This window comes from Pseudomonas sp. PS01300 (genome assembly GCF_029960155.1).
GTDB classification, from domain to species: Bacteria; Pseudomonadota; Gammaproteobacteria; order Pseudomonadales; family Pseudomonadaceae; genus Aquipseudomonas; species Aquipseudomonas palmensis.
In genome coordinates this window covers 118,747-145,190 of sequence record NZ_JASCPN010000001.1, presented here as the reverse complement: position 1 = coordinate 145,190, position 26,444 = coordinate 118,747, and the positions used below count along the sequence as shown (strand labels likewise).

The following is a 26,444-nucleotide window of genomic DNA, read 5'->3' as shown; positions in this document are numbered from 1 at the left end:
CAGTACCAATAAAAAACGCAGACCGTGGTCTGCGTTTTTTTTTGCCCTGGATTTGTGGTGCGGCATTCGCCGGCGCGGCGTTCCTGCGACCTTGCGGGCGCCGGCCCTACGCCTCGCGCACCACCTCCAGCACCCGGATCGTATCCAGCTGAGGGTAGTGCCAGCGTACCTGCACATCCCAGAACCTGACCCCGTACACGCGCTCGACCGGGGGCACCTGATAAGCCGGGCGTGGATCCTGTGCCAGGCATTGTTCTATCAGCTCCACCAACGGCTCTGCGAGACGCAGCGCATGCGCATGGGCCTGCTGCAGTGCCGAGTCGCTCCATTGCACCGTGATCGGCGCAGGCGGGGCGCTGGCCATGTGATTGACCGCCCCGGCTACGCTGTCGGCATAGGGTACATAGGGCTTGATATCGATGACCGGCGTGCCGTCCAGCAGGTCGATGCCCGACAGCAGCAGTCGCCCGGCCTCGACGCCCTCCAGCTTCACCACCGACTGCCCGATGCCGTTTGGCCGGTGGGTGGCGCGGGTGGCGAACACGCCCATCGACGTGTTGCCGCCCAGGCGCGGCGGGCGCACCTTCAGGCGCGGCTTCTCTTCCAGGGCCTGATGAAACAGGAACAGCAGCCACACGTGGCTGACCTGCTCTAGCCCGGCAACCGCTTCCCCCTGATCGAAAGGCGATACCAGCTCCAGCACCCCGCGCGCAGCCGGAGCCAGCTGCGGTTGGCGCGGGATGGCGAACTTCTCCTTGAAGCAGGAGCGCACGTAGCCGACTGGCTCGACACTGTAGGCCATGATCGAATCAGCCACGCACTCGCAGGGTCAGGCCCTTGAGGAAGTTGCGCAGCAACTGGTCGCCACAGGGGCGGTAGTTGCTGTTGCCGACCTTGCGGAACAGGGCGCTGAGTTCAGGCTTGGACACCGAAAAATCCGCCGCCTTGAGAATGGCATGCAGGTCGTCTTCCTTGAGCTCGAAGGCCACCCGCAGTTTTTTCAGGATGATGTTGTTGGTGACCGGCAGTTCGACCGGCAGAGGCGGGCGGCTCTCGTCGCGACCACGCTTGAACACCACCAGGCCATCGAGAAAATGCGCGATGACCTCGTCCGGGCAGCGCACGAAGCCTTCTTCCTCGTCTTTTTTCAGGTAGCTGGCAATGTCGGCATCGCTGACGTCAAAACCGTTGATGCGGGTGATCTCTGCCAGTTTGGCATCGCTGATATCCAGCATGTAGCGCAGGCTGCGCAGCACATCGTTGTGAATCATTGGACAATCCTGATCAAGTGGCAACGCCCGAGTGGCGAGGCCTAGAATTTTTCTTTGCTGGACAGGTAGCGCCACTGGCCCAGCGGCAGCTTGCTCATGGCCACGCCGCCCAGGCGGATACGGCGCATGCTGACCACGCTGACACCGACACTGCGGCACAGCAGTTCGATCAGCCCCGGCGTCGGGTTTTTCAGCACCATGCGCAGGCGCGTCTCGTTCTGCCAGCTGGCCTTGATGCGGGGCAGTTCCTGGCCCTTCCAGGTGAAACCGCGGTTAAGGCGTTCGAGACCATGGGCGACCATCTCGCCGCTGACCTCGACCACATACTCCTGCTCCAGCTTGGCCAGGTCCGAGGTGACCTTGCGCACGGCACGCCAGTCCTGGCTGTACACCTGCAGGCCGCTGGCGCCCTGTTGCAGCTCGGCGACGCAGGTCAGCCGGGCAAAGTGGCCCTTGAGCGGGCGATGCCCTTCGGCGTGGGCCTCGGACAAGGTGGCCGGGGTCATGCTCAGGCGAGCGCTTTCGCTGTCCTGGTCGGCGGCCTGGTGCAGCAGCAGGGTTACCGGTTCCAGGGCTTCGGCCTTGGCGCCCGGCAGCAGGGCGACGACCTGGCCGTCGACCTTGAGCTGTGGCTCGTCGACGACGTTGCCGTCAACGGTCACCCAACCGCCTTCGATATAGAGTTCGGCCTCCCGTCGGGAGCAGCCGACCAGTTCGATAAGGCGTTTGGAAAGACGAATGGGTTCAGACATGACGGCGGCCGTGGCACAGGGAAAGGCGCCCATTGTAACCGCCCGGGCGAGCGAAGGCCCGGCTACATTCGTGCCGGGCGGCTATTAATGCCGTGAGGGGATGATTTTCGGATCGGCCTTACAGCGTCCTTCAGCCCGTGCTCGCAGACTGTGTACGACCTAGCCTGAGGTGAAGCAGGGGGTAGGGTTTGCCCATGCCGTCCTTTTCCGAGCGCCCGATGACTTCGAAGCCTTGGCTGGCATAGAAGCCGATGGCCTGGGGATTCTGCTCGTTGACGTCGAGCTCATCGGCGTTCAGCTCATTGATGGCATGCCGCAGCAACTGCTTGCCGATGCCCTGACCGCGATACTGCGGGTCGACGAACAGCATTTCGACACGCCCGGCCGCTACACCGGCAAAGCCGGTGATGCGTTGCTGGCTGTCCTTGCAGCAGATCAGCATCACTGCATCCAGGTACTTGGGCACCAGTTCACGCAGCAGCACGATGTAGCTTTCGGGGAGAAAATCGTGGGTGGCACGTACCGAGGCTTCCCATACCTGCAGCAGGCGAGGGTAGTCGTGGGGGCTAGGGGTTTGCACGGTGGAATGCGCGCGCATCGCAGGGTCTCCTGGGGTGTCCGTACTGGACACGATAGTCCAATAAAAAGCCCCGCCATGATGGCAGGGCTTTTCCAGGTCGCAAAGCGTCAGACAGGCTCGGCCCACAGGTCGTATTCGTCGGCATCGGTGACGACGCACCAGACCTTGTCCCCCGGCTTGAAGCCGTGGTCGCCGTCGATGAACACATTGCCGTCGATCTCCGGGGCGTCGAAGAAGCTGCGGCCCACCGAGCCCTGCTCCTCCACTTCGTCGATCAGCACTTCGATGCGCTTGCCGATGCGCAGTTGCAGGCGTGCGCTGCTGATGGCCTGCTGGTGGGCCATGAAGCGATCCCAGCGGTCCTGCTTGACGTCATCAGGAACCACGGGCAGGTCCAGGTCGTTGGCCGGTGCGCCTTCGACGGGCGAGTACTGGAAGCAGCCGACGCGGTCGAGCTGGGCTTCGGTGAGCCAGTCGAGCAGGTACTGGAAGTCTTCCTCGGTCTCGCCGGGGAAGCCGACGATGAAGGTGGAGCGGATGATCAGCTCCGGGCACTGTTCGCGCCATTTCTTGATGCGTGCCAGGGTCTTGTCTTCGAAGGCAGGGCGCTTCATCGACTTGAGCACCTTGGGGCTGGCGTGCTGGAACGGGATGTCCAGGTACGGCAGCAGCTTGCCGGCGGCCATCAGCGGGATCACGTCATCGACGTTCGGGTACGGGTACACATAGTGCAGGCGCACCCACACGCCCAGGCTGCCGAGCGCTTCGCACAGCTCGAGCATGCGCGTCTTGACCGGCCGGCCGTTCCAGAAGTCGGTCTTGTACTTGACGTCGACGCCGTAGGCGCTGGTGTCCTGGGAGATCACCAGCAGCTCCTTGACGCCGGCCTTGACCAGGCGCTCGGCCTCGCTCAGCACCTCGCCCACCGGGCGGCTGACCAGCTTGCCACGCATCGACGGAATGATGCAGAAGCTGCAGGTGTGGTTGCAGCCTTCGGAAATCTTCAGGTAGGCGTAGTGACGCGGGGTCAGCTTGACACCCTGGGGCGGCACCAGATCGATCAGCGGATTGTGGTCCTGACGTGGTGGCACCACTTCGTGCACGGCGTTGACCACCTGCTCGTACTGCTGCGGCCCGGACACCGACAACACGCTGGGGTGCACGTCGCGAATGTTGTTGGCGTCGACACCCATGCAGCCGGTAACGATGACCTTGCCGTTTTCCTTGATGGCCTCGCCGATCACTTCCAGCGATTCGGCCTTGGCCGAGTCGATGAAGCCACAGGTGTTGACCACCACCACGTCGGCATCCTCGTAGGTGGGCACGACTTCATAGCCTTCCATGCGCAGCTGGGTCAGGATGCGCTCGGAATCGACCAGGGCTTTGGGGCAACCCAGGGAAACGAAGCCGACCTTTGGCGTGGTGGGCGTGGCGGTGGTGGACATGGTTAACCTCGGTGTAGAGGGGCTGCTTGGCACGCGAAGGTGGCAGCCCTGACGGGCGCTTTGGGGCGCCTCTGATCAAAAAGTGCGCAATTCTAGCGAGGCACAACGCGCTTGACTAGCAGAAATGCGACGAACGCTGCGCTATGCTTCGCGCCATCGCTCCCGCGTCGTTCAGCGCTGCGTTCGGCACGCTGCGACGGGTTGCAAAAATGATAGCGCCTGGCGCGAATTTCGCCGGCCTCTGGGTCTTGGTTGCGGGAGTGGTTGATGGTTCAGGCAAGCAGTCAGGCCAATGCCGGGCATACGGCGGCAAAGCCGCTGAGCCTGCTGGTGGCGGCAGTCGGGGTGGTATACGGCGATATCGGTACCAGCCCCTTGTATACCCTCAAGGAAGTCTTCTCCGGCGGCTACGGGGTGCCGGTCAACCATGATGGTGTGCTGGGCATCCTGGCGTTGATCCTGTGGTCGCTGATCTGGGTGGTGTCGATCAAGTACGTGCTGTTCATCCTGCGCGCGGACAACCAGGGGGAGGGTGGCATCATGGCCCTGACCGCGCTGGCCCGACGAGCGGCTGCACCTTATCCCAGGTTGCGTGCGCTGCTGGTGGTGTTCGGCTTGTTCGGTGCGGCGCTGTTCTATGGCGACAGCATGATCACCCCGGCGATTTCGGTGCTGTCGGCGGTCGAAGGCATGCAACTGGCGTTCGATGGCATCGATCACTGGGTGATACCGGTGGCGCTGGTCGTGCTGGTGGCGCTGTTTCTGATCCAGAAGCACGGTACCGCGCGCATCGGCATTCTGTTCGGGCCGGTGATGGTGGCCTGGTTCGTGGTGCTGGCGGCCCTGGGCGTGCACGGCATCATCCAGCGCCCCGAAGTGCTGCAGGCGCTCAACCCGATCTGGGCCGTGCGCTTCTTCATCGTCCACCCCGGCATGGGCGTGGCGATTCTGGGCGCCGTGGTGCTGGCGCTGACCGGGGCCGAGGCCTTGTACGCCGACATGGGGCATTTTGGCCGCAAACCGATCGCGCGGGCCTGGTTCGCGCTGGTGCTGCCGGCGCTGGTGCTCAACTATTTCGGTCAGGGCGCATTGCTGCTGGAGAACCCCGAAGCGGCACGCAACCCGTTCTACCTGCTGGCCCCCGGCTGGGCGCTGGTGCCGCTGGTCGGGCTGGCCACCCTGGCCACCGTGATCGCTTCCCAGGCGGTGATTTCCGGGGCCTTCTCCCTCACCCGCCAGGCCATCCAGCTTGGTTATGTGCCGCGCATGCAGATCCAGCACACCTCCAGCGACGAGCAGGGGCAGATCTACATCGGGGCGGTCAACTGGTCGCTGATGGTCGGGGTGATCCTGCTGGTGCTGGGCTTCGAGTCCTCCGGCGCGCTGGCGTCGGCCTATGGCGTTGCGGTAACCGGGACCATGCTGATCACCACCATCCTGGTGTCGGCGGTGATGTTGCTGCTGTGGAAGTGGCCACCGCTGCTGGCGGTACCGGTACTGCTGGGCTTTCTGTTCGTCGACGGGCTGTTCTTTGCCGCCAACGTGCCCAAGGTGCTGCAGGGTGGGGCATTTCCGGTGCTGGCAGGGATTGCGCTGTTCATCCTGATGACCACCTGGAAGCGCGGCAAGCAGATCCTGGTGGAGCGCCTGGATGAGGGCGCGTTGCCATTGCCGGTGTTCATCGCCAGCATCCGCGTGCAGCCGCCGCACCGTGTGGAAGGTACGGCGGTGTTTCTGACCGCGCGTTCGGACGCGGTGCCCCATGCGCTGCTGCACAACATGCTGCACAACCAGGTGCTGCACCGCCAGGTGGTGTTGCTCACCGTGGTCAACGAGGATTCACCGCGGGTACCGCCACAGCGGCGTTTCGAGGTGGAGGGGTATGGCGAGGGGTTCTACCGGGTGATCCTGCATTTCGGCTTCATGGACGAGCCGGACGTGCCGGCGGCGTTGAAGCTGTGTCACCTGGACGAGCTGGATTTCAGCCCCATGCGCACCACCTACTTCCTCAGCCGCGAGACGGTGATCGCATCCAAGCTGGTGGGCATGTCGCGCTGGCGTGGGGTGCTGTTTGCCTTCCTGCTGAAGAATGCCAACGGCAACCTGAGGTTCTTCAACCTGCCATTGAACCGGGTGATCGAGCTGGGTACGCAGGTGGAGATCTAGCGGGGCCTTTCGCCGCCAAGGCGGCTCCTGCAGGATGCGATCCGTTGCAGGAGCCGGCCTTGCCGGCGAGGCTTCTACTGTTCAGCGACGCTGGACTTTCCCTGGCGCGTTTCGATCTCGCTGATCAGGCGTTTGGCCAGGGCCGGGTAGTTTTCGTCGAAGTGGTGCCCGCCGGGCAGCTTCACGCGCTCACCCACGGCGGTATGGTCGGTGCAGCCGCTTTCATCGGCTTCTTCTTCACCATAGATGCACAGCACCTTGCTCGGCGGCATCCTGGCCATCTCAGGCCCGGTTGGCGCCTCTTTGCCGGCATTGCCCAGCCAGCCCTCGACCTCGATCTCGAAACTGCCACTGCGCGCAAACGCCAGCAGAATCACCGCATCGATGCGCTTCTGGTCTTCGGGTGGCAAGCGGTTGTAGATCGCCGGCAGCACGTCGGCACCGAATGAATAGCCGGTCAGTACGAAGCGTTTGGTGCCCCACTTCTGGCGGTAGTGCTGCATCAGCTCGGACAGGTCGACTGCGCTCTGCTCCGGTGTCTTGTGCTGCCAGTAGTAGCGCAGGGTATCGATGCCCACCACCGGGTAGCCCAGCTTGGCCATCTCGCCCGCCACGTCGCGGTCAAGGTCGCGCCAGCCGCCATCGCCGGACAGGAACAGCGTCACGGTGTCGGTGGTCTGGCCGGCCGGTACCTCCACCACCGGAATGCTCAATGCATTGCCATCCACGCCCAGCAGGGCCTGGGTCAGCTGGGCCTTGAGCACCTGGGGCAGGTGGATGTCGTAATCGCTGATGCTGGTCTGTGCATTGGCCTGGTCGCGCACGAAGGCGGCGCTGGCGTCATCCGGGTTGTCGTTCCAGGCCACGTTCCAGTGACCATGGGCGGCCGACTTGGGCAGCGCGGCGCTGCAGCCGGGCTGCTCGATGCTGAACCCCACGGAGATGGCCTGGGCCTTGTCGTTGGTCTGCCCGGCCAGCCAGCTCCAGGCCAGCCCGGCTCCCGGTCCGATGCCGGCAACCAGCGTCGGCGTGCCCTGCAACTGTTGCAAGGTCTGCTGCAGCGCCTGCTGCTGCAGGTTGCAGTCGCTCGGCGGCAGGATCACCTGTACCAGCTGGGCGCGGGCACTCTGGCTCAGGTCGATCAGTTGCTTGTCGCTCAGGGCCTGGTCCTGCGGCACGGCCACGGCCACCAGGTCCTTGCCTCGCGTGCTTGGGGTAACCCGCACCAGGCTGCTGCCATCGGCCAGGGTCAAATGTTCAAGGTGCGGTTGCGGGGCAGGGCGCGCCCACAGCCAGAAGCCCAGGGCCGCCGCGAGCAGGGCCAGCACCAGGGCGGCCAGTACATGAAGCCAGTAGCGTCGAATCATCAGCGTTTCACCAATCCGGTCAGGCCGCCTGCAATCAGGGCGGCGGTATCGGCCAGGGCCACCAGGGGATCGAGCCCGGCGGGTACGGCCATGTAACGGGGTTCCCAGTCAGGCTGGAACTTGTCTTTGAAGCGGCGCAGGCCCTGGAAGTTGTACAGTTGCTCGCCGCGCTGGAACACCATCGAGCCCAGGCGCTGGGTCAGAGGTGCGCCGCGACGCGGCTGCAGCCCGGACAACGGCACCATGCCGAGGCTGAAGCGCGCATATCCATGCGTCTTGTAGTGTTGAATCAGGCCGATCATCAGAAACTCCATGGTCAGCTTTGGTGCTTGCGGGTGCGCGCGCATCAGGTCCAGGCTGGCCAGCTCGCGGCTGTGGGTTTCCAGCAGGTTGGCAAAGGCCACCGGCTGGCCCTGGAAGCGAATCAGCGCGATGCGGAAGTGCTGCAGGTACTCTGCGCTGAAGCGGCCCAGCGAAAAGCCTTTTTCGCGCACGTTCTTGCCTTCGAGCCATGCATCGGAAATCACCTTCAGTTCCTCGAGCGGGGCTTGCCCGGGCTCGTGGATCTCCAGGCTCAGGCCGTCGCGCCCGCCGCGGTTCCAGGTATAGCGCAGGTCTTTCATCTCCTTGCCCTTGGCGTCGAGGTCGAAGCGCAGCAGGTCCACGCGGGCCTCTTCGCCCAGCTTGATCGCGGTCAGGCCGATGTCCATATAGAAGGGCAGGTTCTCGGCACGCACCTGGTAGAACACCGGTCGAGCGTGGTGGATATCGCACAGGTCGCGAAACTGCCAGATCATCTCGGCGCGGCGCTGGGCCGGGCCGATCGGGTCGTACAGCGCCACCAGGCTGCGCCCGCGGCGGGCGTACATCAGGAAGGCGTCATCCTGAGGGTGGAACAGCAACGCCTTGTCGCCGGTCAGCGCCAGGCCGCCATCGGGCTGGTCGGAGCTCTGCAGGATGCGGTTGGCCCGTTGCAGCTCGTCACCTGTAGGCAGGTGGATGGTCGGGCGTGCGGTACGCAGCAGCCAGGTCAGTGCAACGATCACCAGCAGTACCGCGCTACCGAGCAATGAGCGCAGCCCGCGCGGGGCATCGGCGTCCAGGGTGAACTGCCACCACAGCTGGTGGCTGTAGGGCACGTCCTGGTAGGCGAACAGCAGCAGCCACACCGACGCGCCGATCACACAGGCACTGGCCACCACGTAGACCGGCGAGAAGGGCAGCTCGAGCAGTCGACTGGGCCGGTAGAACGAACCGCGGAACACTGCCAGCAGGCAGGCGGTAAGCGTCAGCAGGCTGGCCTCTTCCCAGTCGAAGCCCTTGAGCAGCGACAGCAGGGCGCCGACCAGCAGCAGCACGGTGGTGAGTATCCAGGCTGCCGACAGGCGCCGCCGCAGGCCCTGGGCCAGCAGCAGGCACAGCACGCCGATCAGGCTGGCGCCGAAGTGCGAGGCATCGATCAAGCGGTGCGGAACCAGGAAACCCAGGTGCTCCAGGCGCGTGTCGATTTCAGGCGTGGCCCCGGAGAACAACAGCACCACGCCCGACAGGAACACCAGAATCGCCAGTACCGGTGCGGCAAGCCCGGAGGCCACCTTCATGGCCTGGCGCGCGAACAGAAAGCGCTTGGCTTCGCTGGCCAGCAGGACCACGCAGGCCACCAGCAGCGGCAGCACGACATAGATCAGGCGGTACAGCAGCAGCGCAGCGGCAAGTGGCGCAGCCCCCAGCTGGTCGGCGAAGGCGGCCAGCAGGATGGCCTCGAAGACCCCGACCCCGCCGGGCACATGGCTGAGCACACCGGCAGCCAGGGCCAGCAGGTACACCAGCAGGAACGCGCCGAAGGGCGGAGCCTCGGGCAGCAGCAGGTACAGCACCGTGGCGGCGGCGGCCACGTCCAGTGCGGTGATCAGCAGCTGCAGCAAGGTCAGGCGCGCGCCCGGCAGGCGCAGTGTGCGTCGGCGTATGCGTACCAGCAGGTTGTCGGCCAGCGGCTGTTCCGGCAGTCGACGCCGGTACAGCCCGTAGGCCAGGGCCATGCTCAGGCCCAGTACCGCGACGGCGATGGCGGCCAGTACCGGGGCCGGCGTGCGCAGCGCCATGGCCGCGGCGGGCAGGTTGCTCAGGGTGGCCAGCGCTGCCAGCGGCGGCAGCGCGCAGCCCAGCGACAGGCTGGCAAACAGCGTCATGCGGGCCACTTCGGCACCGCCTATGCCGTGGCGGGCGTACAACCGGTAACGCACCGAGCCGCCGGACAGCAGCGACAACCCGATCGCGTTGCCGATGGCGAATGCACAGAAGCCGCCCATGGCCAGGGTGGCTGAAGGCAGCCGGACCCCGGCATAACGGCTGGCTGACCATTCATAGCCCAGCAGGATGACAAAGCCTGCGACCGTGGCCAGCAGTGCACCGGCCAGGGCGGGCTTGGGCACACTCAGCAGCGAGTCGTGCAGGGCATAGATATCCAGCTCGCTGAGCAGATGGCGACAGGCAATCAGGGCGATGCCGAACAGTAGCAGGGTGACCGCCAGGCCGATCGGCTGACGATACCGGCTGAGCAGTTCCAGCCAGCGCAGGCGATGCGGGGCGATGGGCTGGGCGGCGCTAACGGGGGTTTCTGCTTCGGGCGTTTGTGGGCGCATCAATCACCTTTTTGGATTGCGCGCGACTGGACGATGTATCCGACCAAGTTACCAATCCCTATGGAAAAATAATGTCTGAATCTTACTCGCGATCATGCCGATCCGCGCCCATCAGGATAGTTAAAGAAGTTTCATGCTGCCGCAAGGGCATGGAGAGGAGGGGAAGGTACTTTTCGCCAGACGCAAAAAAGGCCACTTTTTTCAAAGTGGCCTTTTCTGTTGTTTGGTTGCGGGAGCCGGATTTGAACCGACGACCTTCGGGTTATGAGCCCGACGAGCTACCAGACTGCTCCATCCCGCGTCTGTGGGGCGGATTCTACAGCGTATGGAGATGCTGTCAATGCTTAATTGTTGATTTACAACAAAAACCTGCTATGGGCCAAACAGCGCCCAACAAAAAAGGCCACTTTTTCAAGTGGCCTTCTCTGATGTTTGGTTGCGGGAGCCGGATTTGAACCGACGACCTTCGGGTTATGAGCCCGACGAGCTACCAGACTGCTCCATCCCGCGTCTGTGGAGTGGATTCTACAGATATCTCAGAACGTGTCAACCGCTAAAATCCAGAAATCCTTTTTTGTTCAATTGCTTAGCGTTTGTGATCTGGCTGCGGGCGCGCTAAGGCGGGGGCTGCAGGGCATTTGCCCGGGATGACGGGTGCAGGGTGCAGCCGGTGGTGACGAGTGAGATACTGCGCGTACGAATCAACGGTGTTAACGGTCATTCATGTCCCAACGCAAGATCATCCACATCGATTGCGACTGTTTCTACGCAGCCATCGAGATGCGCGACGACCCGCGGCTGGCCGGCAAGCCTCTGGCCGTGGGTGGCTCGGCCGACCGGCGCGGGGTGATTGCTACCTGCAACTACGAAGCGCGGGCCTTTGGCGTACGCTCTGCGATGTCGTCGCACCACGCGTTGAAGCTGTGCCCCGACCTGACCATCGTCAAGCCGCGCATGGATGCCTATAAGGAAGCCTCGCGGGAGATTCACAACATCTTCCGCGAGTACACCGAGCTGATCGAGCCATTGTCGCTGGATGAAGCCTATCTGGACGTATCCGACAGCCCGAAGTTTTCCGGCAGTGCCACGCGCATTGCCGACGACATTCGCCGGCGGGTGTCCCAGCGCCTGCACATCACGGTATCGGCGGGGGTGGCGCCCAACAAGTTCCTGGCCAAGATTGCCAGTGACTGGCGCAAACCCAACGGCTTGTTCGTGATTACCCCGGCACAGGTGCAAGACTTCGTCGCCTGCTTGCCAGTGACCAAGCTGCATGGGGTTGGCAAGGTCACGGCTGACAAGCTGGGGCGCCTGGGCATTGTCGATTGCAAGGATCTGCGCGAGTGGGACCGCCTGGCCCTGGTCCGCGAGTTCGGCAGTTTCGGCGAGCGTCTTTACGGGCTGGCGCGCGGCATTGACGAGCGGGTGGTGCACAACGACAGCCGGCGCCAGTCGGTGAGCGTCGAGAACACCTACGACAGCGACCTGCCGGACCTGGCCAGCTGCCTTGAAAAACTGCCTGAACTGCTGGAATCGCTGGGCGGTCGCATGGCCCGGATCGACGACAGTTACCGGCCGGGCAAGCCGTTCGTCAAGGTCAAGTTCCATGACTTCACCCAGACCACCCTGGAGCAGGCGGGGGCGGGGCGTGATCTTGAAAGCTACCGGCAACTGCTCAGCCAGGCTTTCGCGCGTGGCGCCAAGCCGGTCAGGTTGCTGGGAATTGGCGTGCGGTTGCACGACTTGCGCGGGGCGCATGTTCAGCTGGAGCTGTTCACGCCCGAGTGAAACGCCAGGCATCGTGGTCGATGCCTGGCGTTCATGGTGCTGGAGCTACTTCGCGCCGGGGTCTGCCACCAGGCGGCCGGCATCCCTGGTCAGCGCCTTGAGAAACTCCTGTTGCAGCTCCGGATCATTGCGGGTCAGCTCGATCAGGCTCTGTTCCAGCTCGCTGGCTTCCTCTTCCAGGCCCAGTTCGGACAAGCGCTTGACCCGGTGCACCCACTCGCTCACCTCGTCGTCTTCAAGGTCGTCGTAGATCAGCTCATGGGCTTCGACCAGTTTGCCGCGCAGCGTTGGGCTGAGCAGCAGGCTGGCGGCGGCACGCACGTTGTTTTCTTCATCGGCCACGGCCAGGTGCAAGGTGCCCACCTGGGTCAGGTTCTGTTCGGTGAACGGGCTGTCGAGCAGGTTCAGGCGCAACACACCATTGCGGTCGGTGGTCAGCTCGTGGGTGAGCTTGCCAGCCTTGACCTCGACCGGGCGTTCGCCCCACGGCAGGCTGGTGTACTCCTGGCGTTTGTCCTTCTGCACTTCGCTGATACTGGCCAGGTTCTGTTGTGCGCGGCCGTTGGACTGCACGTTCATGAACGGGTTGAGCCCGGCCACGCCATAGCTGAGCCAGTCATGGGTCACGCTGTCGGGCAGGTTGCCCAGTGCGAACACATTGACCACATTGGCGCCGATACCGGCAACCACGGCCACTGCGCCCAGCGGGATCTCGTAGATTTCGCGCCAGGGTTGGTAGGGCGTGTAGCGATCATAACGACGGGTCACTTCGAATTCGGTGACTTCGAAGTTCTTCTGTTCGTGAACGCGCACGCGCCGTTGCGGCAGCTCGAGTACCTTGGGCTCTCCGACATCGATCTGCAGGCTGTGCTCGAGCAGCTTGCGCTCGATCCGCTCCTCATGCTCGCTGCGCTGGGACATCTGGTTGGCGCAGCCGCTGAGCAGCACGGCGCCGCACAGGGCGGCGCCTCCGAAGGTGATTCGCTTGAACATGGCTACTCTTGTGTTGGCTATCAGCGACGAATACGGGCTTGCAGGAACGACAGCACCTCGGCCACGGGCAAGGCCTGGGCCTCGCTGTCCTTGCGGTACTTGTATTCCAGGTTGCCTTCGGCCAGGCCCCGGTCGCTGACCACGATGCGGTGCGGGATGCCGATCAGTTCCATGTCGGCGAACTTGATCCCCGGGCTGGTTTTCTTGTCACGGTCGTCCAGCAGCACTTCGAAACCGGCGGCGGTCAGTTCGGCGTAGAGCTTGTCGGTGGCTTCGCGCACTTCGGCGGTTTCGTAGCGCAGCGGTACCAGGGCGATCTGGAATGGCGCGAGGCTATCGCTCCAGATGATGCCCTTGTCGTCGTAGTTCTGCTCGATGGCAGCGGCAACCACGCGCGAAACACCAATGCCGTAGCAGCCCATGGCCAGGGTCACCGGCTTGCCGTTCTCGCCCAGCACCTGGCACTTGAGTGCTTCACTGTACTTGGTGCCCAGCTGGAAGATGTGCCCGACTTCGATGCCGCGCTTGATCATCAGCGTACCCTTGCCGTCCGGGCTCGGGTCGCCGGCTACCACGTTGCGCAGGTCGGCGATTTCCGGTACGGGCAGGTCGCGCTCCCAGTTCACGCCGAAGTAGTGCTTGTCGTCGATGTTGGCACCGATGCCGAAGTCGCTCATGAAGGCCACGGAACGGTCGATGATGCACGGCAGCGGCAGGTTCAGCGGGCCCAGGGAGCCGGCGCCGGCGCCGATGGCGTCGCGCAGTTCGGCGTCGCTGGCCATCACCAGCGGGCTGGCCACCTGTGGCAGGTTGGCAGCCTTGATTTCGTTGAGTTCGTGGTCGCCACGGACGATCAGGGCAATCAGCTTGCCTTCTTCGGCGGCATGCACGATCAGGGTCTTGACGGTGCGCTCGATCGGCACGCCGTAGTTTTCGACCAGGGCGGCGATGGTTTTCGCGTCCGGGGTATCGACCAGGCGCAGCTCCTCGGTGGGGGCAGGGCGCACGGTTTCCCGCGGGATCGCTTCGGCCTTCTCGATGTTGGCGGCGTAGTCGGAGCTGTCGCTGAAGATCACGTCGTCTTCACCGGACTCGGCCAGCACGTGGAATTCGTGGGACCAGCTGCCACCGATCGAGCCGGTGTCGGCCTGCACGGGGCGGAAATCCAGGCCCAGGCGGGTGAACACATTGCAGTACGCCTGGTGCATGCGGTCATAGGTTTGTTGCAGGGACGCCTGGTCGGCATGGAAGGAGTAGGCATCCTTCATGATGAACTCGCGACCGCGCATCAGGCCGAAGCGCGGACGGATCTCGTCGCGGAACTTGGTCTGGATCTGGTACATGTTCAGTGGCAGCTGTTTATAGCTGCTCAGCTCGTTGCGCGCGAGATCGGTGATGACCTCTTCGTGGGTAGGCCCCACGCAGAACTCGCGACCATGGCGGTCCTTCAGGCGCAGCAGCTCGGGGCCGTACTGCTCCCAGCGGCCGGACTCCTGCCACAGTTCAGCGGGCTGAATGGCCGGCATCAGCACTTCCAGGGCGCCTGCGGCGTTCATTTCCTCGCGTACCACGGCTTCGACCTTGCGCATCACGCGAAGGCCCATCGGCAGCCAGGTATAAAGGCCGGATGCGAGCTTGCGGATCATGCCGGCACGCAGCATGAGCTGGTGGCTGATGACGACCGCGTCGGAAGGGGTTTCTTTCTGTGTGGCGAGCAAATATTGACTGGTGCGCATGGTAGGCCGTTGTCGGTTGCTTAACTGAAATGACCCCGCATTGTACGGGGGCGATTCGGTGACGTATAGGATGGTGGCGCGGGAAACTGCGCCAAGTGCATCAACACAAAAGAAAAAGCCCGGCAGGGCCGGGCTTTTTCGAGCTGGGGTCCGTGAGCCGGAAGGCTTACAGGATGCTCAGCGGGTACTCGACGATCAGGCGCAGTTCGTCGATCGAAGGCGACGAGTTGTTGTACACCGCATCGCTGGAGCGGTAGGTGGCCTGGCGAACGCGGAAGCTCAGGTCTTTGGCCGGGCCTTCCTGCAGTACGTACTTGGCTTCGATGTCGCGTTCCCACTCTTTGCCGTTGTTGCCGGAGGAAACGTTGGCATCGGTACCACGGATGTAGCGGGTCATGAAGCTCAGGCCCGGTACGCCGAAGGTGGCCATGTTGATGTCGTAGCGAGCCTGCCAGGATTTCTCGTCTTCGGAGTTGAAGTCCGAACGTGCCACCGAGTTGGCCAGGAACACGGTACCGCCGCCGTCGACGCCGTAGGCGTAGCCGCCGTCGCCGCTGATGCGCTGGTGCGCCAGGGTGAAGGTGTGCGCGCCGATGGTGTAGGCGGCGGACAGGCTGAATGCACGGCTGTCGATCTTGTCGCCGTCGTAGGCTTTTTCCAGCGCGGCGCCGGTGCTCTTGGTGTTGTAGAAGTTGAAGTCGAACACCAGGCCCTGCTCGTCGTTGATCGGCAGGCTCCAGTTCACGTTGGCGTAGTATTTGCGCCAGTAGTCTTCGACCTTGGAGTAGTAGAGGCTGGTGCTGAGCTCGTCGCTGAACGCGTAGGTGCCGCCCAGTACGTCGGCCTTGGTCAGGTGGATGCCGCCGTCACGGTTGGTCTGGTCTTGTGCGGTGATGCTGGTGAAGCGACCGGCGTTGAGCGTCAGCCCCTTGATTTCGTTGCTGGTGATCAACGCGCCCTGGGCCATTTCAGGCAGCAGGCGGCTGTCGTCGGTGGCCAGCACTGGCAGCGAGGTGAACTGGTCACCCACTTTCAGGACGGTGTCGGAAATCCGGAACTTGATGGCTGCGCCGCCTTTGGAGTAGTCGTCCTGCGAGCGTTCGTCGGAGCCGGTCGGGAACAGGCCGGTGCCGGCAGTGCCCTTGCCGCCGTCCAGTTTCAGACCCAGCATGCCGATTGCGTCGACGCCGACGCCGATGGTGCCTTGGGTGAAGCCCGACTCGAAGGTGCCGATGAAGCCTTGGCCCCACTCTGCAGCGCGGCTCTGCTCGGTGTTGGGGACGTTGCGGTAGTCACGGCTGAAGTACAGGTTGCGAAGTTTGACGTTCAAGCTGCTGTCTTCTACAAACCCCTTGGATTCATCCTGAGAAGACGCCATGGCCAGCTGCGAGGTGCCTGCCGCTACGGCCAGGGCGATTATGCTCCACTTCATCACGCGCATCGTGATTTGCTCCTTTGGTTTTGGAAGATTACGGCCTTGCCCCCTGGTTTTTTTATGGGGCGGCTCTTTCTTTTTTGAGTCGGCGAAATGTATATCACGCTGACTGTCGTTGGCGATACTTGCGAAGGGAACCTTTCATTAACTTTATGGTCCCGTCGCAAACGGTTAAATCCCTGTCGCAAATTACGCCCCGGCATGACCGGTGCGTTCAACTACAGCGCTGTTTCGCAGAGCAGCAAAGGCAGTGCAATCACGCCAAGCCTTTGATGCCAAAACTCCCTGGTTGCCCTTGCAGCTGTTGTTATTTGTCGCACTTGGCTTGCTTATGCAGGCGCCATGCCGACGTTGGGCAGAGATGAATGCAACAAGCGTGCTCAATTGCGCGGTGCGTTGATGAAATTTTCACATTTCGTCGGCCGAAGGGCGCGTGGTGCCCGAAAACCGGGGGTGTACAGATCTTTTGGTTTGAGGGTCGATGCCGTCGCGGAATAAGCAAAAAATCGACTTTGAAGTCAAAACGTTACCGGCTTGTAGGACAAGTGAGTAGTTTTCGGTAGGAGGCGGTGCTGATTGTGTTCGCGAGGCGCTATTTTGGTGCGAAAAGTAGCGTTTTGTTACCGGCGTGAGCGGACCTCCTGCGTGCAGTGTGGTCTGCCTGCCCTGGGATGGAGCGCCATGTACTCATGCCTGTGACTCCAATCGGGAGTATCCTTGCGTCAATCACCTGCCGGGTGCAGGTATCGGGATTGAAAGGTGCGAGGAGATTGTTCTGTGTTTGCTCTTGATTCACGTTTGCAACAAGACACGATTGCGCTGGGGGACTTTCCTCTTTGTCGCTTGTTACTTAGTAAGGATGCTAACTATCCGTGGTTCATTCTGGTGCCGCGGCGTCCTGCTGTCAGCGAAGTATTCGAACTTGATGAAGAGGCGCAGCAGCAACTCTGGCAAGAGACCACGTTGCTGGCCAAGTTGCTCGACGGGCTGTTCGATGCCGACAAGATGAATGTCGCGACCCTGGGCAACGTCGTGAGCCAGTTGCACATGCATGTGATCGTGCGACGCCAGGGCGATGTGGCATGGCCTGGCCCGGTGTGGGGGCGCGTGCCGGCGCTGGTTTATACCGCCGAGGCGCTGGCTCATGTGCGCCGCATCGTCGAGCGTGAGCTTGGTGATTATCTTCAACCGATCGAGGCTTGAATCATGACCCTGGAAGCACGGGTAACCGAGTTGGAGAGTCGTCTGGCATTTCAGGACGATACGCTGCTGGCGCTGAACGATGTGCTGGTGGAGCAGCAGCGGGTGGTTGAGCGGCTGCAGCTGCAGATGGGCGCGCTGCTCAAGCGTTATGAGGAGATGGTGGGGCAGTACGAGTCCAACGAGGAAGAAGCGCCGCCCCCGCACTATTGATGCATGCGCCTCGCGCAGCGGGCCTAAAGGCTCAGTGCAGATCGACAGCAGAGCAGGGCGGGTGAGTAGGCGTAAAAAAACCGCGATCGGCCGAGTGGCCGTCGCGGTTCTTCACGCTAGGATCAGCGACGCGGTGCCGCAATCACATCCTCGGCCTGCAGGCCCTTGTCCCGGTTCATCACCGAAAACTCCACGCGCTGACCCTCCACCAGCACCCGGTGACCCTCGCCACGAATGGCCCGGAAGTGCACGAAGATGTCATCGCCGGAATCCCGCGAAATGAATCCAAAGCCCTTGGACGTGTTGAACCACTTCACGGTGCCCGTGTCGCGGTTGCTCATGTCGTAGGCAGGTGCCTGGCTGCGCGCACGGCCAACCTTGGCCAGGCCCGCCACCAGATGCAGCAGCACGGCCAGCAGGGCGCAGACCATGGCCGCGACATTGCCCAGCTCCGGGCGCAGCAGCACAGTGACCGCTTGCAATACCACTGCAAGCACCAGCAGCGCGCTGGCAGTGTGTTGCAGGTACTGGCGCGCGCCGCGGTAGTGCATTGGCAGCACAGGCACCAGGATCAGGTTGAGCAGCCCGAACAGCGCCAGGTAGATGGCATCGGGTTGTTGCAGGAAAGGGACAGCTTCGCCCCTCAGGCTAGGAATCAGGGACAGCAGCAAGGCAGCTGCGCCCGTCAACAGGTGAACGATCTTGAACATGGTGGTTTGGCTCACATTTTATTCAGGCATATCACAGGAAGAGCTGAACCCACGGTGCGCGGTTACCGATGAGGCGCCAAAGCGTGGCTGCAGCCTATGCGCCATTGCACAAAAAATGCGCAATGACGGCACGGTGCCTATTTAACAGCAAAGCCGGGTGCTTCTCAAATCAGCGGGCCAAACGGGCCGCGCGGCTGCAGCCCTGTGTCGCACGCCAGACCGGCAATCGGAGCTGCAGGCACGCGCAACTCTTGGTACAGTGCTTCCAGCATGTTGAACTGACATCACAGGAAGGAAATGTACATGGCAATTGATATTGGTATCAGTGAAGAAGATCGCAAGTCCATTGTTGACGGCTTGTCGCATCTGTTATCGGATACATATGTACTGTACTTGAAGACCCATAACTTCCACTGGAACGTGACCGGGCCGATGTTCAATACACTGCACTTGATGTTCGAAGGCCAGTACAACGAACTGGCCCTGGCAGTCGATGCCATCGCCGAGCGAATTCGTGCACTGGGCTTCCCGGCGCCGGGTACTTATTCCACATACGCCAAGTTGTCCTCGATCAAGGAGGAGCCAGGTGTGCCGGCGGCCGAAGAGATGATCAAGCAACTGGTCGATGGCCAGGAAGCCGTGGTGCGTACCGCGCGCAGCCTGTTCCCGTTGCTGGACAAGGTCAGCGACGAGCCGACCGCCGACCTGTTGACCCAGCGCATGCAGGCCCATGAAAAGACTGCCTGGATGCTGCGCTCGCTGTTGGCCAAGTGAGTGTTCGGCGCCTGTAAAGGCGCCTGTTGAAAGACGCAAGCCCGATTCTTCCTTAGAGGAATCGGGCTTTTTTAATGGGTACTTCCTGCGTGCTGCGGCCGGCGTGGAACAGTTTCAGCAGGTGTGGTACATGAACTCAACTAAAAGGTTATTCCTACGCTGCGCAGGCTCGCGGTCTGCTGGTTGCAATACGATGAACAGCGCTTCATAGGCAGGTACCTGGATAGCAAGTATCCCGGTGATGAACTTCCTGTCAGTCAATGCGTGGGATGAATATGTCGCGAGTCGTGAATGAACGTGCATGCACCGCCGAGCAACTTCGTATGGCCCCTGGTGATCCTTTTCAGGCAGATTTCAATATGGGCCTGGCGCGCCCGCTGTCGCGTTCGGTGCGACTCAACGGCTTCGCCACCTGCTTGCGCCTGGAAGAGGTCTACTGGAAAATCCTCGAGCGCATTGCCGCCGCCAACCGGTGTACGGTCAATGCGGTGCTGTCCCATGTGGACCGCGAAGTCCACCTTCGCCACGGCGGCGTCAAGAATTTCAGCGGCCTGGTGCGGGTGATCTGCGTGGTCTACGTGCTGAGGGGCGGCGCCAAGCCCTGAACCATTCGTGCGCTGGCACGGCGGGCGGGCTGCACAGCCCCGGTTAACCATATATAATCCCGCTTTTTGCTGCGTGGCGCGGCCCGCGCAGTGGTCAACGAGATACGCCAATGCCCCTGTACGACTATCAATGCGGTTCCTGCAGCCACCAGATGGAAGTTCTGCAGAAGATCAGCGCAGCGCCGCTGACCGATTGCCCGGCCTGCCAGGCACCTGCCCTGAAGAAGCTGATTTCTGCCCCGGGCTTCCGCCTGGGCGGCACCGGCTGGTATGAAACCGACTTCAAGACCGGCACCAAAAAGAACCTGGCGGGCGCCGACAAGTCCGACTGAGTTGAACTGTACTGCCAGGGTCTTGCACTATGGGCCCCCTGGGGCCGGCAAGGTCCACACCCGAATTCACGAATGACGAGAAGCGAAACCACCATCATGATGCGCAGCCACTATTGCGGCCAACTGAACGAGAGCCTGGAAGGTCAGGAAATTACCCTTTGCGGCTGGGTCCATCGTCGTCGCGACCACGGCGGGGTGATCTTCCTCGACATCCGTGATCGCGAAGGCATGGCTCAGGTCGTGTTCGACCCGGACCGCGCAGAAAGCTTTGCCGCCGCCGACCGCGTGCGCAGCGAGTACGTGGTGAAGATCACCGGCAAGGTGCGTCCGCGCCCTGCAGGCGCAGTCAACGCCAACATGGCCTCGGGCGCCATCGAAGTGCTGGGCTACGAGCTCGAAGTGCTGAACGAAGCGGAAACCCCGCCGTTCCCGCTCAACGAGTACTCCGACGTGGGTGAAGAGACCCGCCTGCGCTATCGCTTCATCGACCTGCGTCGTCCGGAGATGGCCGAGAAGCTGCGTCTGCGCTCGCGCATCACCACCAGCATCCGTCGCTTCCTCGACGAAAACGGCTTCCTCGACGTCGAGACGCCGATCCTGACCCGCGCTACCCCGGAAGGCGCGCGTGACTACCTGGTGCCAAGCCGTACCCACGCCGGCAGCTTCTTTGCCCTGCCGCAATCGCCGCAGCTGTTCAAGCAACTGCTGATGGTGGCCGGTTTCGATCGCTACTACCAGATCGCCAAGTGCTTCCGCGACGAAGACCTGCGCGCCGACCGCCAGCCGGAATTCACCCAGATCGATATCGAGACCAGCTTCCTGGACGAGACCGAGATCATGGGCCTGACCGAAAGCATGATCCGCAAACTGTTCAAGGAAGTCCTGGACCTGGAGTTCGGCGAATTCCCGCACATGACCTTCGAAGAGGCCATGCGCCGCTACGGTTCGGACAAGCCTGACCTGCGCAACCCGCTGGAACTGGTGGATGTGGCCGACCAGCTGCAAGCGGTCGACTTCAAGGTGTTCAGCGGCCCGGCCAACGACCCGAAATGCCGCGTTGCCGCACTGCGTGTACCGGGCGGGGCGAGCATGCCGCGCAGCCGTATCGACGAGTACACCAAGTTCGTCGGCATCTACGGTGCCAAGGGCCTGGCGTACATCAAGGTCAACGAGCGCGCCAAGGGCGTCGAGGGCCTGCAGTCGCCAATCGTCAAGAACATCCCCGAGGCCAACCTGAACGTGATTCTCGATCGCGTGGGCGCGGTCGATGGCGACATCGTGTTCTTCGGTGCCGACAAGTCCAAGATCGTCAGCGAAGCCCTGGGCGCGCTGCGCATCAAGGTCGGCAACGACTTCAACCTGCTGACCTGCGAATGGGCACCGATGTGGGTTGTCGACTTCCCGATGTTCGAAGAGAACGACGACGGCAGCTTCACGGCGCTGCACCACCCGTTCACCGCGCCAAAATGCTCCCCTGAAGAGCTGGAGGCCAACCCGGCCACCGCGCTGTCGCGCGCCTATGACATGGTGCTCAACGGCACCGAACTGGGTGGCGGTTCGATCCGTATCCACCGCAAAGAGATGCAGCAGGCCGTGTTCCGCCTGTTGGGCATCGAGGCGGCGGAACAGGAAGAGAAGTTCGGCTTCCTGCTCGACGCGCTGAAGTTCGGTGCACCGCCGCACGGTGGCCTGGCCTTCGGTCTGGATCGCCTGGTGATGCTGATGACCGGCGCCCAGTCGATTCGTGAAGTGATCGCCTTCCCGAAAACCCAGAGCGCGGCGTGCGTCATGACCCAGGCCCCAGGCCTGGTCGATGCCAAGGCACTGCGTGAGCTGCACATCCGTCTGCGCGAACAGCCCAAGGCTGAGTAAGCGGGCCCGGGGCGCATCCACTTGGATGCGCCTTTGCGTTACGGCATACCGAATTGATTGCCCACGCCAGGTTTTCTTCTGGCGGGGGCGTGGTTTTGTTTCAAGGATTTCTGGAGTCAGTTATGGCGGGTCATTCCAAGTGGGCGAACATCAAGCACCGCAAAGAGCGCCAGGATGCCAAGAGAGGCAAGATCTTCACCAAGTGGATTCGTGAGCTGACCGTCGCTGCCAAGCAGGGCGGTGGTGACCCGAATTCCAACCCGCGCCTGCGCCTGGCGCTGGACAAGGCCTTGGGCGCGAACATGAGCCGCGACATCATCGATCGCGCCGTGGCCCGTGGTGCAGGCGCAACCGAAGCCGACAATGTCGAAGAGCTCAGCTACGAAGGCTACGGCCCGGGCGGCGTGGCGATCATGGTCGAGGCCATGACCGACAACCGCAACCGCACCGCCGCGGCCGTGCGCCATGCCTTCAGCAAGTGCGGTGGCAACCTGGGCACCGATGGCTCGGTGGCCTATCTGTTCGAGCGCAAGGGGCAGATCAGCTTTGCCGCCGGTGTCGATGAAGACGCGCTGATGGAAGCGGCGATGGAGGCCGATGCCGACGACGTGGTCAGCAACGAAGATGGCTCGTTCGACGTGTTCACCTCGTTTGCCAGCTTCTATGCGGTGCGTACTGCCCTGGAGGCTGCCGGCTTCAAGGCTGCGGACGCGGAAATCGTCATGCAGCCGACCACCAGCGCCGAACTCGACCTGGAGGGCGCACAGAAGGTGCTCAAGCTGATCGACATGCTTGAAGACCTGGACGATGTGCAGAATGTGTATTCCAACGCCGAAATTCCTGACGAAGTCATGGAACAACTCGGCTAAGGTTCAGTTCTGGCGTACTCGAGGCCGGATTCGTCCGCAGGTACCTTGTGCCCGTGACGGGTCCGGCTTCTGTCTTTTTAATGGCGCCCCGGTGCGCCACTGGTTGCGCAGGCGATATGACTCTGATTCTTGGTATTGACCCCGGCTCGCGGATTACCGGCTATGGTGTGGTGCGCCACACGGCGCGCGGGTGCGAGTACGTGGCCTCCGGTTGCATCCGTACCGGCAGCGGCGAGCTGCCCGAGCGCCTGCAGGTGGTATACCGCAGCGTGCGCGAAATCATCCAGTTGCACGGGCCGGTGACCATGGGTATCGAGCGGGTGTTCATGGCGCGCAACGCCGACTCGGCGCTCAAGCTCGGCCAGGCGCGCGGCGCCGCCATCGTCGCCGGGGTCGAAGAGGGCCTGGAGATCGCCGAGTACAGTGCCACCCAGGTCAAGCAGGCGGTCGCCGGTACGGGCGGGGCCAACAAGGAACAGGTGCAGATGATGGTCATGCACCTGCTCAAGCTCACCCAGAAGCCGCAGATAGACGCCTCCGATGCCCTGGCCATCGCCCTGTGCCATGCCCATACCCGTTCCAGCCTGGTGCCGCACGGGCTGGGCGCTGCACGCAGCCGCAGTGGCCGCCTAAGGCTCTGATAGCATCATCGGTTAACACAATTTCGCTTGCCGGCCACCGCCGGCTTGCAATCATGGCGGCTGATGGCGGGCTTGATCGCCCCGGCGCCCTGGATAAAGGACCTGAACGTGATTGGACGTTTGCGCGGTACCCTGGCTGAAAAGCAGCCGCCGCACCTGATTGTCGATGTCAACGGCCTGGGCTACGAGCTCGAGGTGCCGATGACCACCCTGTATCGCCTACCCAAGGTTGGCGAGGCAGTGACGCTGCACACCCACCTGGTGGTACGTGAAGACGCGCACCTGCTGTATGGCTTTCACGAAAAGCGCGAGCGCGAGCTGTTCCGCGAGCTGATCCGCCTCAACGGCGTAGGGCCCAAGCTGGCCCTGGCATTGATGTCGGGCCTGGAGGTCGACGACCTGATACGCTGCGTGCAGGCCCAGGACACCTCGGCGCTGGTCAAGGTGCCGGGGGTGGGCAAGAAGACCGCCGAGCGCCTGCTGGTCGAACTCAAGGACCGCTTCAAGGCCTGGGAAACCGCGCCAAGCCTGTTTACCCTGGTGTCCGACGGCCCGCAGCCGGTGGCAAGTGCCTCCACTGCCGAAACCGATGCGGTCAGCGCGCTGATCTCGCTGGGCTACAAGCCGCAGGAAGCCAGCCGCGCCGTGGCGGCCATCGATGCCAAGGGCCTGAGCAGCGAAGAGCTGATCCGGCGCAGCCTCAAGGGGATGATTTAAGTGATCGAAGCCGACCGACTCATAGCCGCTACCGGGCGCGACCGCGAAGAGGTCCAGGACCGGGCGATCCGGCCATTGCGCCTGGACGAGTACATCGGGCAGCCAGTGGTGCGCGAGCAGATGTCGCTTTTCATCCAGGCGGCACGTGGGCGCAGCGAGTCGCTGGACCATACGCTGATCTTCGGCCCGCCGGGCCTGGGCAAGACCACCCTGGCCAACATCATCGCGCAGGAGATGGGCGTTTCGATCAAGAGCACCTCCGGGCCGATCCTTGAGCGTCCGGGCGATCTGGCGGCGCTGCTGACCAACCTGGAACCCCACGATGTACTGTTCATCGACGAGATTCACCGGCTTTCGCCGATCGTCGAGGAAGTGCTGTACCCGGCCATGGAAGACTTCCAGCTGGATATCATGATCGGCGAGGGGCCGGCCGCACGTTCGATCAAGCTCGATTTGCCGCCGTTCACCCTGGTCGGGGCAACCACCCGCGCCGGCATGCTGACCAATCCGCTGCGCGACCGTTTCGGTATCGTGCAGCGCCTGGAGTTCTACAACACCGCAGACCTGGCCACCATCGTCAGCCGCTCGGGCGGGATTCTGGGCCTGCCGATCGAGGACGAGGGCGCCTTCGAGATCGCCCGGCGCGCCCGTGGCACCCCGCGTATCGCCAACCGCCTGCTGCGTCGTGTACGCGACTACGCCGAGGTGCGTGGCAAAGGTGACATCACCAAGGCCATCGCCGACCTGGCGCTGAACCTGCTGGACGTGGACGAGCGTGGTTTCGATCACCAGGACCGGCGCCTGCTGCTGACCATGATCGAGAAGTTCGACGGTGGCCCGGTGGGTGTTGACAGCCTGGCGGCGGCGATCAGCGAAGAACGTCACACCATCGAGGACGTGCTGGAGCCCTACCTGATCCAGCAGGGCTACATCATGCGCACACCCCGTGGGCGCGTGGTGACCCGGCACGCCTACCTGCACTTTGGCCTGAACATTCCGGGCCGCATGGGCGAGTCGGTCAACGGCGAGGGTTTTTCCGACCTGGCCGATGAATGACAGACTTATCCGGCGTTTTCGTGGTCCTATCGGCGGACACGCATGAGTCGCGCTGGCAATACGACATAATCCGTTAAAAACAGTTGGTGGGGCGGATTGGCAAGCTGAGGAGTTAGCACTAGAGTATGCGCGCGCAAAATGGGGTTGAGTCGTTCGCACATCGCTGTCGCGTCTATTACGAGGACACCGATGCGGGCGGCGTGGTGTATTACGTCAATTATCTGAAATTCATGGAGCGTGCCCGCACCGAGCGGTTGCGCGAGCTGGGCTTTGCCCAGTCTGCGATGGCAGAACAGAACACCTTGTTCGTCGTTCATTCCAGCGAGGCGCGCTACCACGCGCCGGCCCGCCTGGACGATGAATTGCGGGTCACCGCACAAGTGCTTGAATTGAATCGTGCCAGCCTGCGCTTCGTGCAGCAGGTCTGGCGCGAGCGTGATGCAACGCTGCTCTGCGAGGGGCAGTTCCTGGTGGCCTGTGTGCGCGCCGATACGTTCAAACCCCGGGCCATTCCTTCCGAGCTGCGTGCAGCCTTTGTGGCGGCGGATGGTGCGGGTAACCAAACAATTGCAGGAGATTAAGCGTGGAAGCTAACGTCGTCGACCATACCTCCATGTGGAGCCTGGTCAGTAATGCCAGCATCGTGGTGCAGCTGGTCATGCTGATTCTGGTGGCCGCATCGGTGACCTCGTGGATCATGATTTTTCAGCGCAGCACCATGCTGCGTGCCGGTCGTCGTGCGCTGGAAAGCTTCGAGGAGCGCTTCTGGTCGGGCATCGACCTGTCCAAGCTGTACCGCCAGGCCGGCAGCAACCCGGACCCTGACTCGGGTGTGGAGCAGGTCTTCCGTGCCGGCTTCAAGGAGTTCTCGCGCCTGCGCCAGCAACCGGGTGTCGACCCTGACGCCGTGATGGAAGGCGTTGGCCGGGCCATGCGCGTGGCCATCTCGCGTGAAGAAGAGAAGCTCGAACAGAGCCTGCCGTTCCTCGCCACCGTCGGTTCCACCAGCCCGTACATCGGTCTGTTCGGTACTGTATGGGGCATCATGAACTCCTTCCGCGGCCTGGCTTCGGCCCAGCAGGCGACCCTGGCCACTGTGGCTCCGGGTATCGCCGAGGCACTGATCGCCACCGCGATCGGCCTGTTCGCCGCAATCCCGGCAGTTATTGCCTACAACCGTTTCGCTGCACGCAGTGAAGTCTTGATCGGCCGCTACTACACGTTCGCCGACGAGTTCCAGGCCATCCTGCACCGTAAAGTGCACACCAGCGAAGAGTGAT

Annotated in this window: 25 protein-coding genes and 2 tRNA genes; 14 read left to right on the top strand and 13 right to left on the bottom strand. The window is 62.7% G+C overall.

Features of this window, described 5'->3' with window-relative positions:
* Positions 1-106: 106 nt before the first annotated feature.
* From tsaA to rimO, 5 genes are all read right to left on the bottom strand, one after another.
* Positions 107-802: a tRNA (N6-threonylcarbamoyladenosine(37)-N6)-methyltransferase TrmO gene (tsaA, locus tag QMX96_RS00705; protein WP_058541503.1), complete on the bottom strand. Its 696-nt coding sequence runs from the start codon at positions 800-802 to the stop codon at positions 107-109.
* Positions 803-809: 7 nt separating this feature from the next.
* Positions 810-1,271, bottom strand: a complete 462-nt coding sequence (locus tag QMX96_RS00700) for a DUF1456 family protein (protein ID WP_043864260.1) — start codon at positions 1,269-1,271, stop codon at positions 810-812.
* Between the two features lie 41 nt (positions 1,272-1,312).
* Positions 1,313-2,023, bottom strand: coding sequence for an rRNA pseudouridine synthase (locus tag QMX96_RS00695; protein ID WP_088514533.1), 711 nt, complete (start codon positions 2,021-2,023; stop codon positions 1,313-1,315).
* Positions 2,024-2,153: 130 nt separating this feature from the next.
* Entirely contained in the window at positions 2,154-2,621 is a 468-nt protein-coding gene (locus QMX96_RS00690) for an acetyltransferase (RefSeq protein WP_054914976.1), read from the bottom strand.
* 89 nt (positions 2,622-2,710) lie between these two features.
* Positions 2,711-4,048 carry a 30S ribosomal protein S12 methylthiotransferase RimO gene (gene rimO / locus QMX96_RS00685; RefSeq protein ID WP_043864258.1) on the bottom strand — a complete coding sequence of 446 codons (1,338 nt, stop codon included), beginning with the start codon at positions 4,046-4,048 and terminating at the stop codon, positions 2,711-2,713.
* A 267-nt stretch (positions 4,049-4,315) separates the two neighbouring features.
* On the opposite strand from rimO, the gene QMX96_RS00680 reads away from it, so the two are divergent.
* A complete protein-coding gene (locus QMX96_RS00680; RefSeq protein ID WP_058541506.1) occupies positions 4,316-6,214 on the top strand; it encodes a potassium transporter Kup in 1,899 nt (632 codons plus the stop codon).
* A 74-nt stretch (positions 6,215-6,288) separates the two neighbouring features.
* Here QMX96_RS00680 and QMX96_RS00675 read toward each other — a convergent pair whose 3' ends face one another.
* The 4 genes from QMX96_RS00675 to QMX96_RS00660 form a co-directional block, all read right to left on the bottom strand.
* A complete protein-coding gene (locus tag QMX96_RS00675; protein WP_282360501.1) occupies positions 6,289-7,581 on the bottom strand; it encodes an AcvB/VirJ family lysyl-phosphatidylglycerol hydrolase in 1,293 nt (430 codons plus the stop codon).
* On the bottom strand, positions 7,581-10,223 hold the full coding sequence (gene mprF, locus QMX96_RS00670) for a bifunctional lysylphosphatidylglycerol flippase/synthetase MprF (RefSeq protein WP_058541507.1): 2,643 nt from the start codon (positions 10,221-10,223) through the stop codon (positions 7,581-7,583). The genes QMX96_RS00675 and mprF overlap by 1 nt, the downstream gene beginning before the upstream one ends.
* A gap of 224 nt (positions 10,224-10,447) precedes the next feature.
* Positions 10,448-10,524, bottom strand: a tRNA-Met gene (locus tag QMX96_RS00665).
* A gap of 132 nt (positions 10,525-10,656) precedes the next feature.
* Positions 10,657-10,733, bottom strand: a tRNA-Met gene (locus QMX96_RS00660).
* Between the two features lie 213 nt (positions 10,734-10,946).
* On the opposite strand from QMX96_RS00660, the gene dinB reads away from it, so the two are divergent.
* Positions 10,947-12,011: a DNA polymerase IV gene (dinB, locus tag QMX96_RS00655; protein WP_043864254.1), complete on the top strand. Its 1,065-nt coding sequence runs from the start codon at positions 10,947-10,949 to the stop codon at positions 12,009-12,011.
* Between the two features lie 45 nt (positions 12,012-12,056).
* Here dinB and QMX96_RS00650 read toward each other — a convergent pair whose 3' ends face one another.
* The 3 genes from QMX96_RS00650 to QMX96_RS00640 form a co-directional block, all read right to left on the bottom strand.
* Positions 12,057-13,004 (bottom strand): hypothetical protein, encoded by a 948-nt coding sequence (locus QMX96_RS00650; protein ID WP_078480043.1) that lies wholly within the window; start codon positions 13,002-13,004, stop codon positions 12,057-12,059.
* A 20-nt stretch (positions 13,005-13,024) separates the two neighbouring features.
* Positions 13,025-14,740: a proline--tRNA ligase gene (locus QMX96_RS00645; RefSeq protein WP_043864252.1), complete on the bottom strand. Its 1,716-nt coding sequence runs from the start codon at positions 14,738-14,740 to the stop codon at positions 13,025-13,027.
* 166 nt (positions 14,741-14,906) lie between these two features.
* A complete protein-coding gene (locus tag QMX96_RS00640; RefSeq protein WP_043864251.1) occupies positions 14,907-16,181 on the bottom strand; it encodes an OprD family porin in 1,275 nt (424 codons plus the stop codon).
* 771 nt (positions 16,182-16,952) lie between these two features.
* Between QMX96_RS00640 and QMX96_RS00635 the strand changes: the two genes are divergently transcribed.
* Together QMX96_RS00635 and QMX96_RS00630 are read left to right on the top strand one after the other, a co-directional pair.
* Positions 16,953-17,378: an HIT domain-containing protein gene (locus QMX96_RS00635; protein WP_282360490.1), complete on the top strand. Its 426-nt coding sequence runs from the start codon at positions 16,953-16,955 to the stop codon at positions 17,376-17,378.
* A 3-nt stretch (positions 17,379-17,381) separates the two neighbouring features.
* The gene (locus tag QMX96_RS00630; RefSeq protein WP_043864249.1) at positions 17,382-17,588 is read left to right on the top strand and encodes a SlyX family protein; all 207 of its coding nucleotides are present in this window, start codon (positions 17,382-17,384) and stop codon (positions 17,586-17,588) included.
* Between the two features lie 122 nt (positions 17,589-17,710).
* Here QMX96_RS00630 and QMX96_RS00625 read toward each other — a convergent pair whose 3' ends face one another.
* On the bottom strand, positions 17,711-18,298 hold the full coding sequence (locus tag QMX96_RS00625) for a cold-shock protein (RefSeq protein WP_043864302.1): 588 nt from the start codon (positions 18,296-18,298) through the stop codon (positions 17,711-17,713).
* Between the two features lie 303 nt (positions 18,299-18,601).
* Between QMX96_RS00625 and QMX96_RS00620 the strand changes: the two genes are divergently transcribed.
* From QMX96_RS00620 to tolQ, 10 genes are all read left to right on the top strand, one after another.
* Positions 18,602-19,072: a Dps family protein gene (locus tag QMX96_RS00620; RefSeq protein WP_043864248.1), complete on the top strand. Its 471-nt coding sequence runs from the start codon at positions 18,602-18,604 to the stop codon at positions 19,070-19,072.
* 275 nt (positions 19,073-19,347) lie between these two features.
* A complete protein-coding gene (locus tag QMX96_RS00615; RefSeq protein ID WP_043864247.1) occupies positions 19,348-19,677 on the top strand; it encodes a ribbon-helix-helix domain-containing protein in 330 nt (109 codons plus the stop codon).
* 110 nt (positions 19,678-19,787) lie between these two features.
* Positions 19,788-20,009: a zinc ribbon domain-containing protein gene (locus QMX96_RS00610; protein ID WP_282360486.1), complete on the top strand. Its 222-nt coding sequence runs from the start codon at positions 19,788-19,790 to the stop codon at positions 20,007-20,009.
* 96 nt (positions 20,010-20,105) lie between these two features.
* Positions 20,106-21,881: an aspartate--tRNA ligase gene (aspS, locus tag QMX96_RS00605; protein ID WP_043864301.1), complete on the top strand. Its 1,776-nt coding sequence runs from the start codon at positions 20,106-20,108 to the stop codon at positions 21,879-21,881.
* Positions 21,882-22,003: 122 nt separating this feature from the next.
* Positions 22,004-22,750, top strand: coding sequence for a YebC/PmpR family DNA-binding transcriptional regulator (locus QMX96_RS00600; RefSeq protein WP_043864245.1), 747 nt, complete (start codon positions 22,004-22,006; stop codon positions 22,748-22,750).
* A 116-nt stretch (positions 22,751-22,866) separates the two neighbouring features.
* Positions 22,867-23,391 (top strand): crossover junction endodeoxyribonuclease RuvC, encoded by a 525-nt coding sequence (gene ruvC, locus QMX96_RS00595; RefSeq protein WP_043864244.1) that lies wholly within the window; start codon positions 22,867-22,869, stop codon positions 23,389-23,391.
* A gap of 108 nt (positions 23,392-23,499) precedes the next feature.
* On the top strand, positions 23,500-24,108 hold the full coding sequence (gene ruvA / locus QMX96_RS00590; protein ID WP_043864300.1) for a Holliday junction branch migration protein RuvA: 609 nt from the start codon (positions 23,500-23,502) through the stop codon (positions 24,106-24,108).
* A complete protein-coding gene (gene ruvB, locus QMX96_RS00585) occupies positions 24,109-25,164 on the top strand; it encodes a Holliday junction branch migration DNA helicase RuvB (protein ID WP_282360481.1) in 1,056 nt (351 codons plus the stop codon).
* 125 nt (positions 25,165-25,289) lie between these two features.
* On the top strand, positions 25,290-25,745 hold the full coding sequence (ybgC, locus tag QMX96_RS00580) for a tol-pal system-associated acyl-CoA thioesterase (RefSeq protein ID WP_043864242.1): 456 nt from the start codon (positions 25,290-25,292) through the stop codon (positions 25,743-25,745).
* Between the two features lie 2 nt (positions 25,746-25,747).
* Positions 25,748-26,443, top strand: coding sequence for a protein TolQ (gene tolQ, locus QMX96_RS00575; RefSeq protein WP_043864241.1), 696 nt, complete (start codon positions 25,748-25,750; stop codon positions 26,441-26,443).
* The last annotated feature ends 1 nt before the right edge of the window (position 26,444 follow it).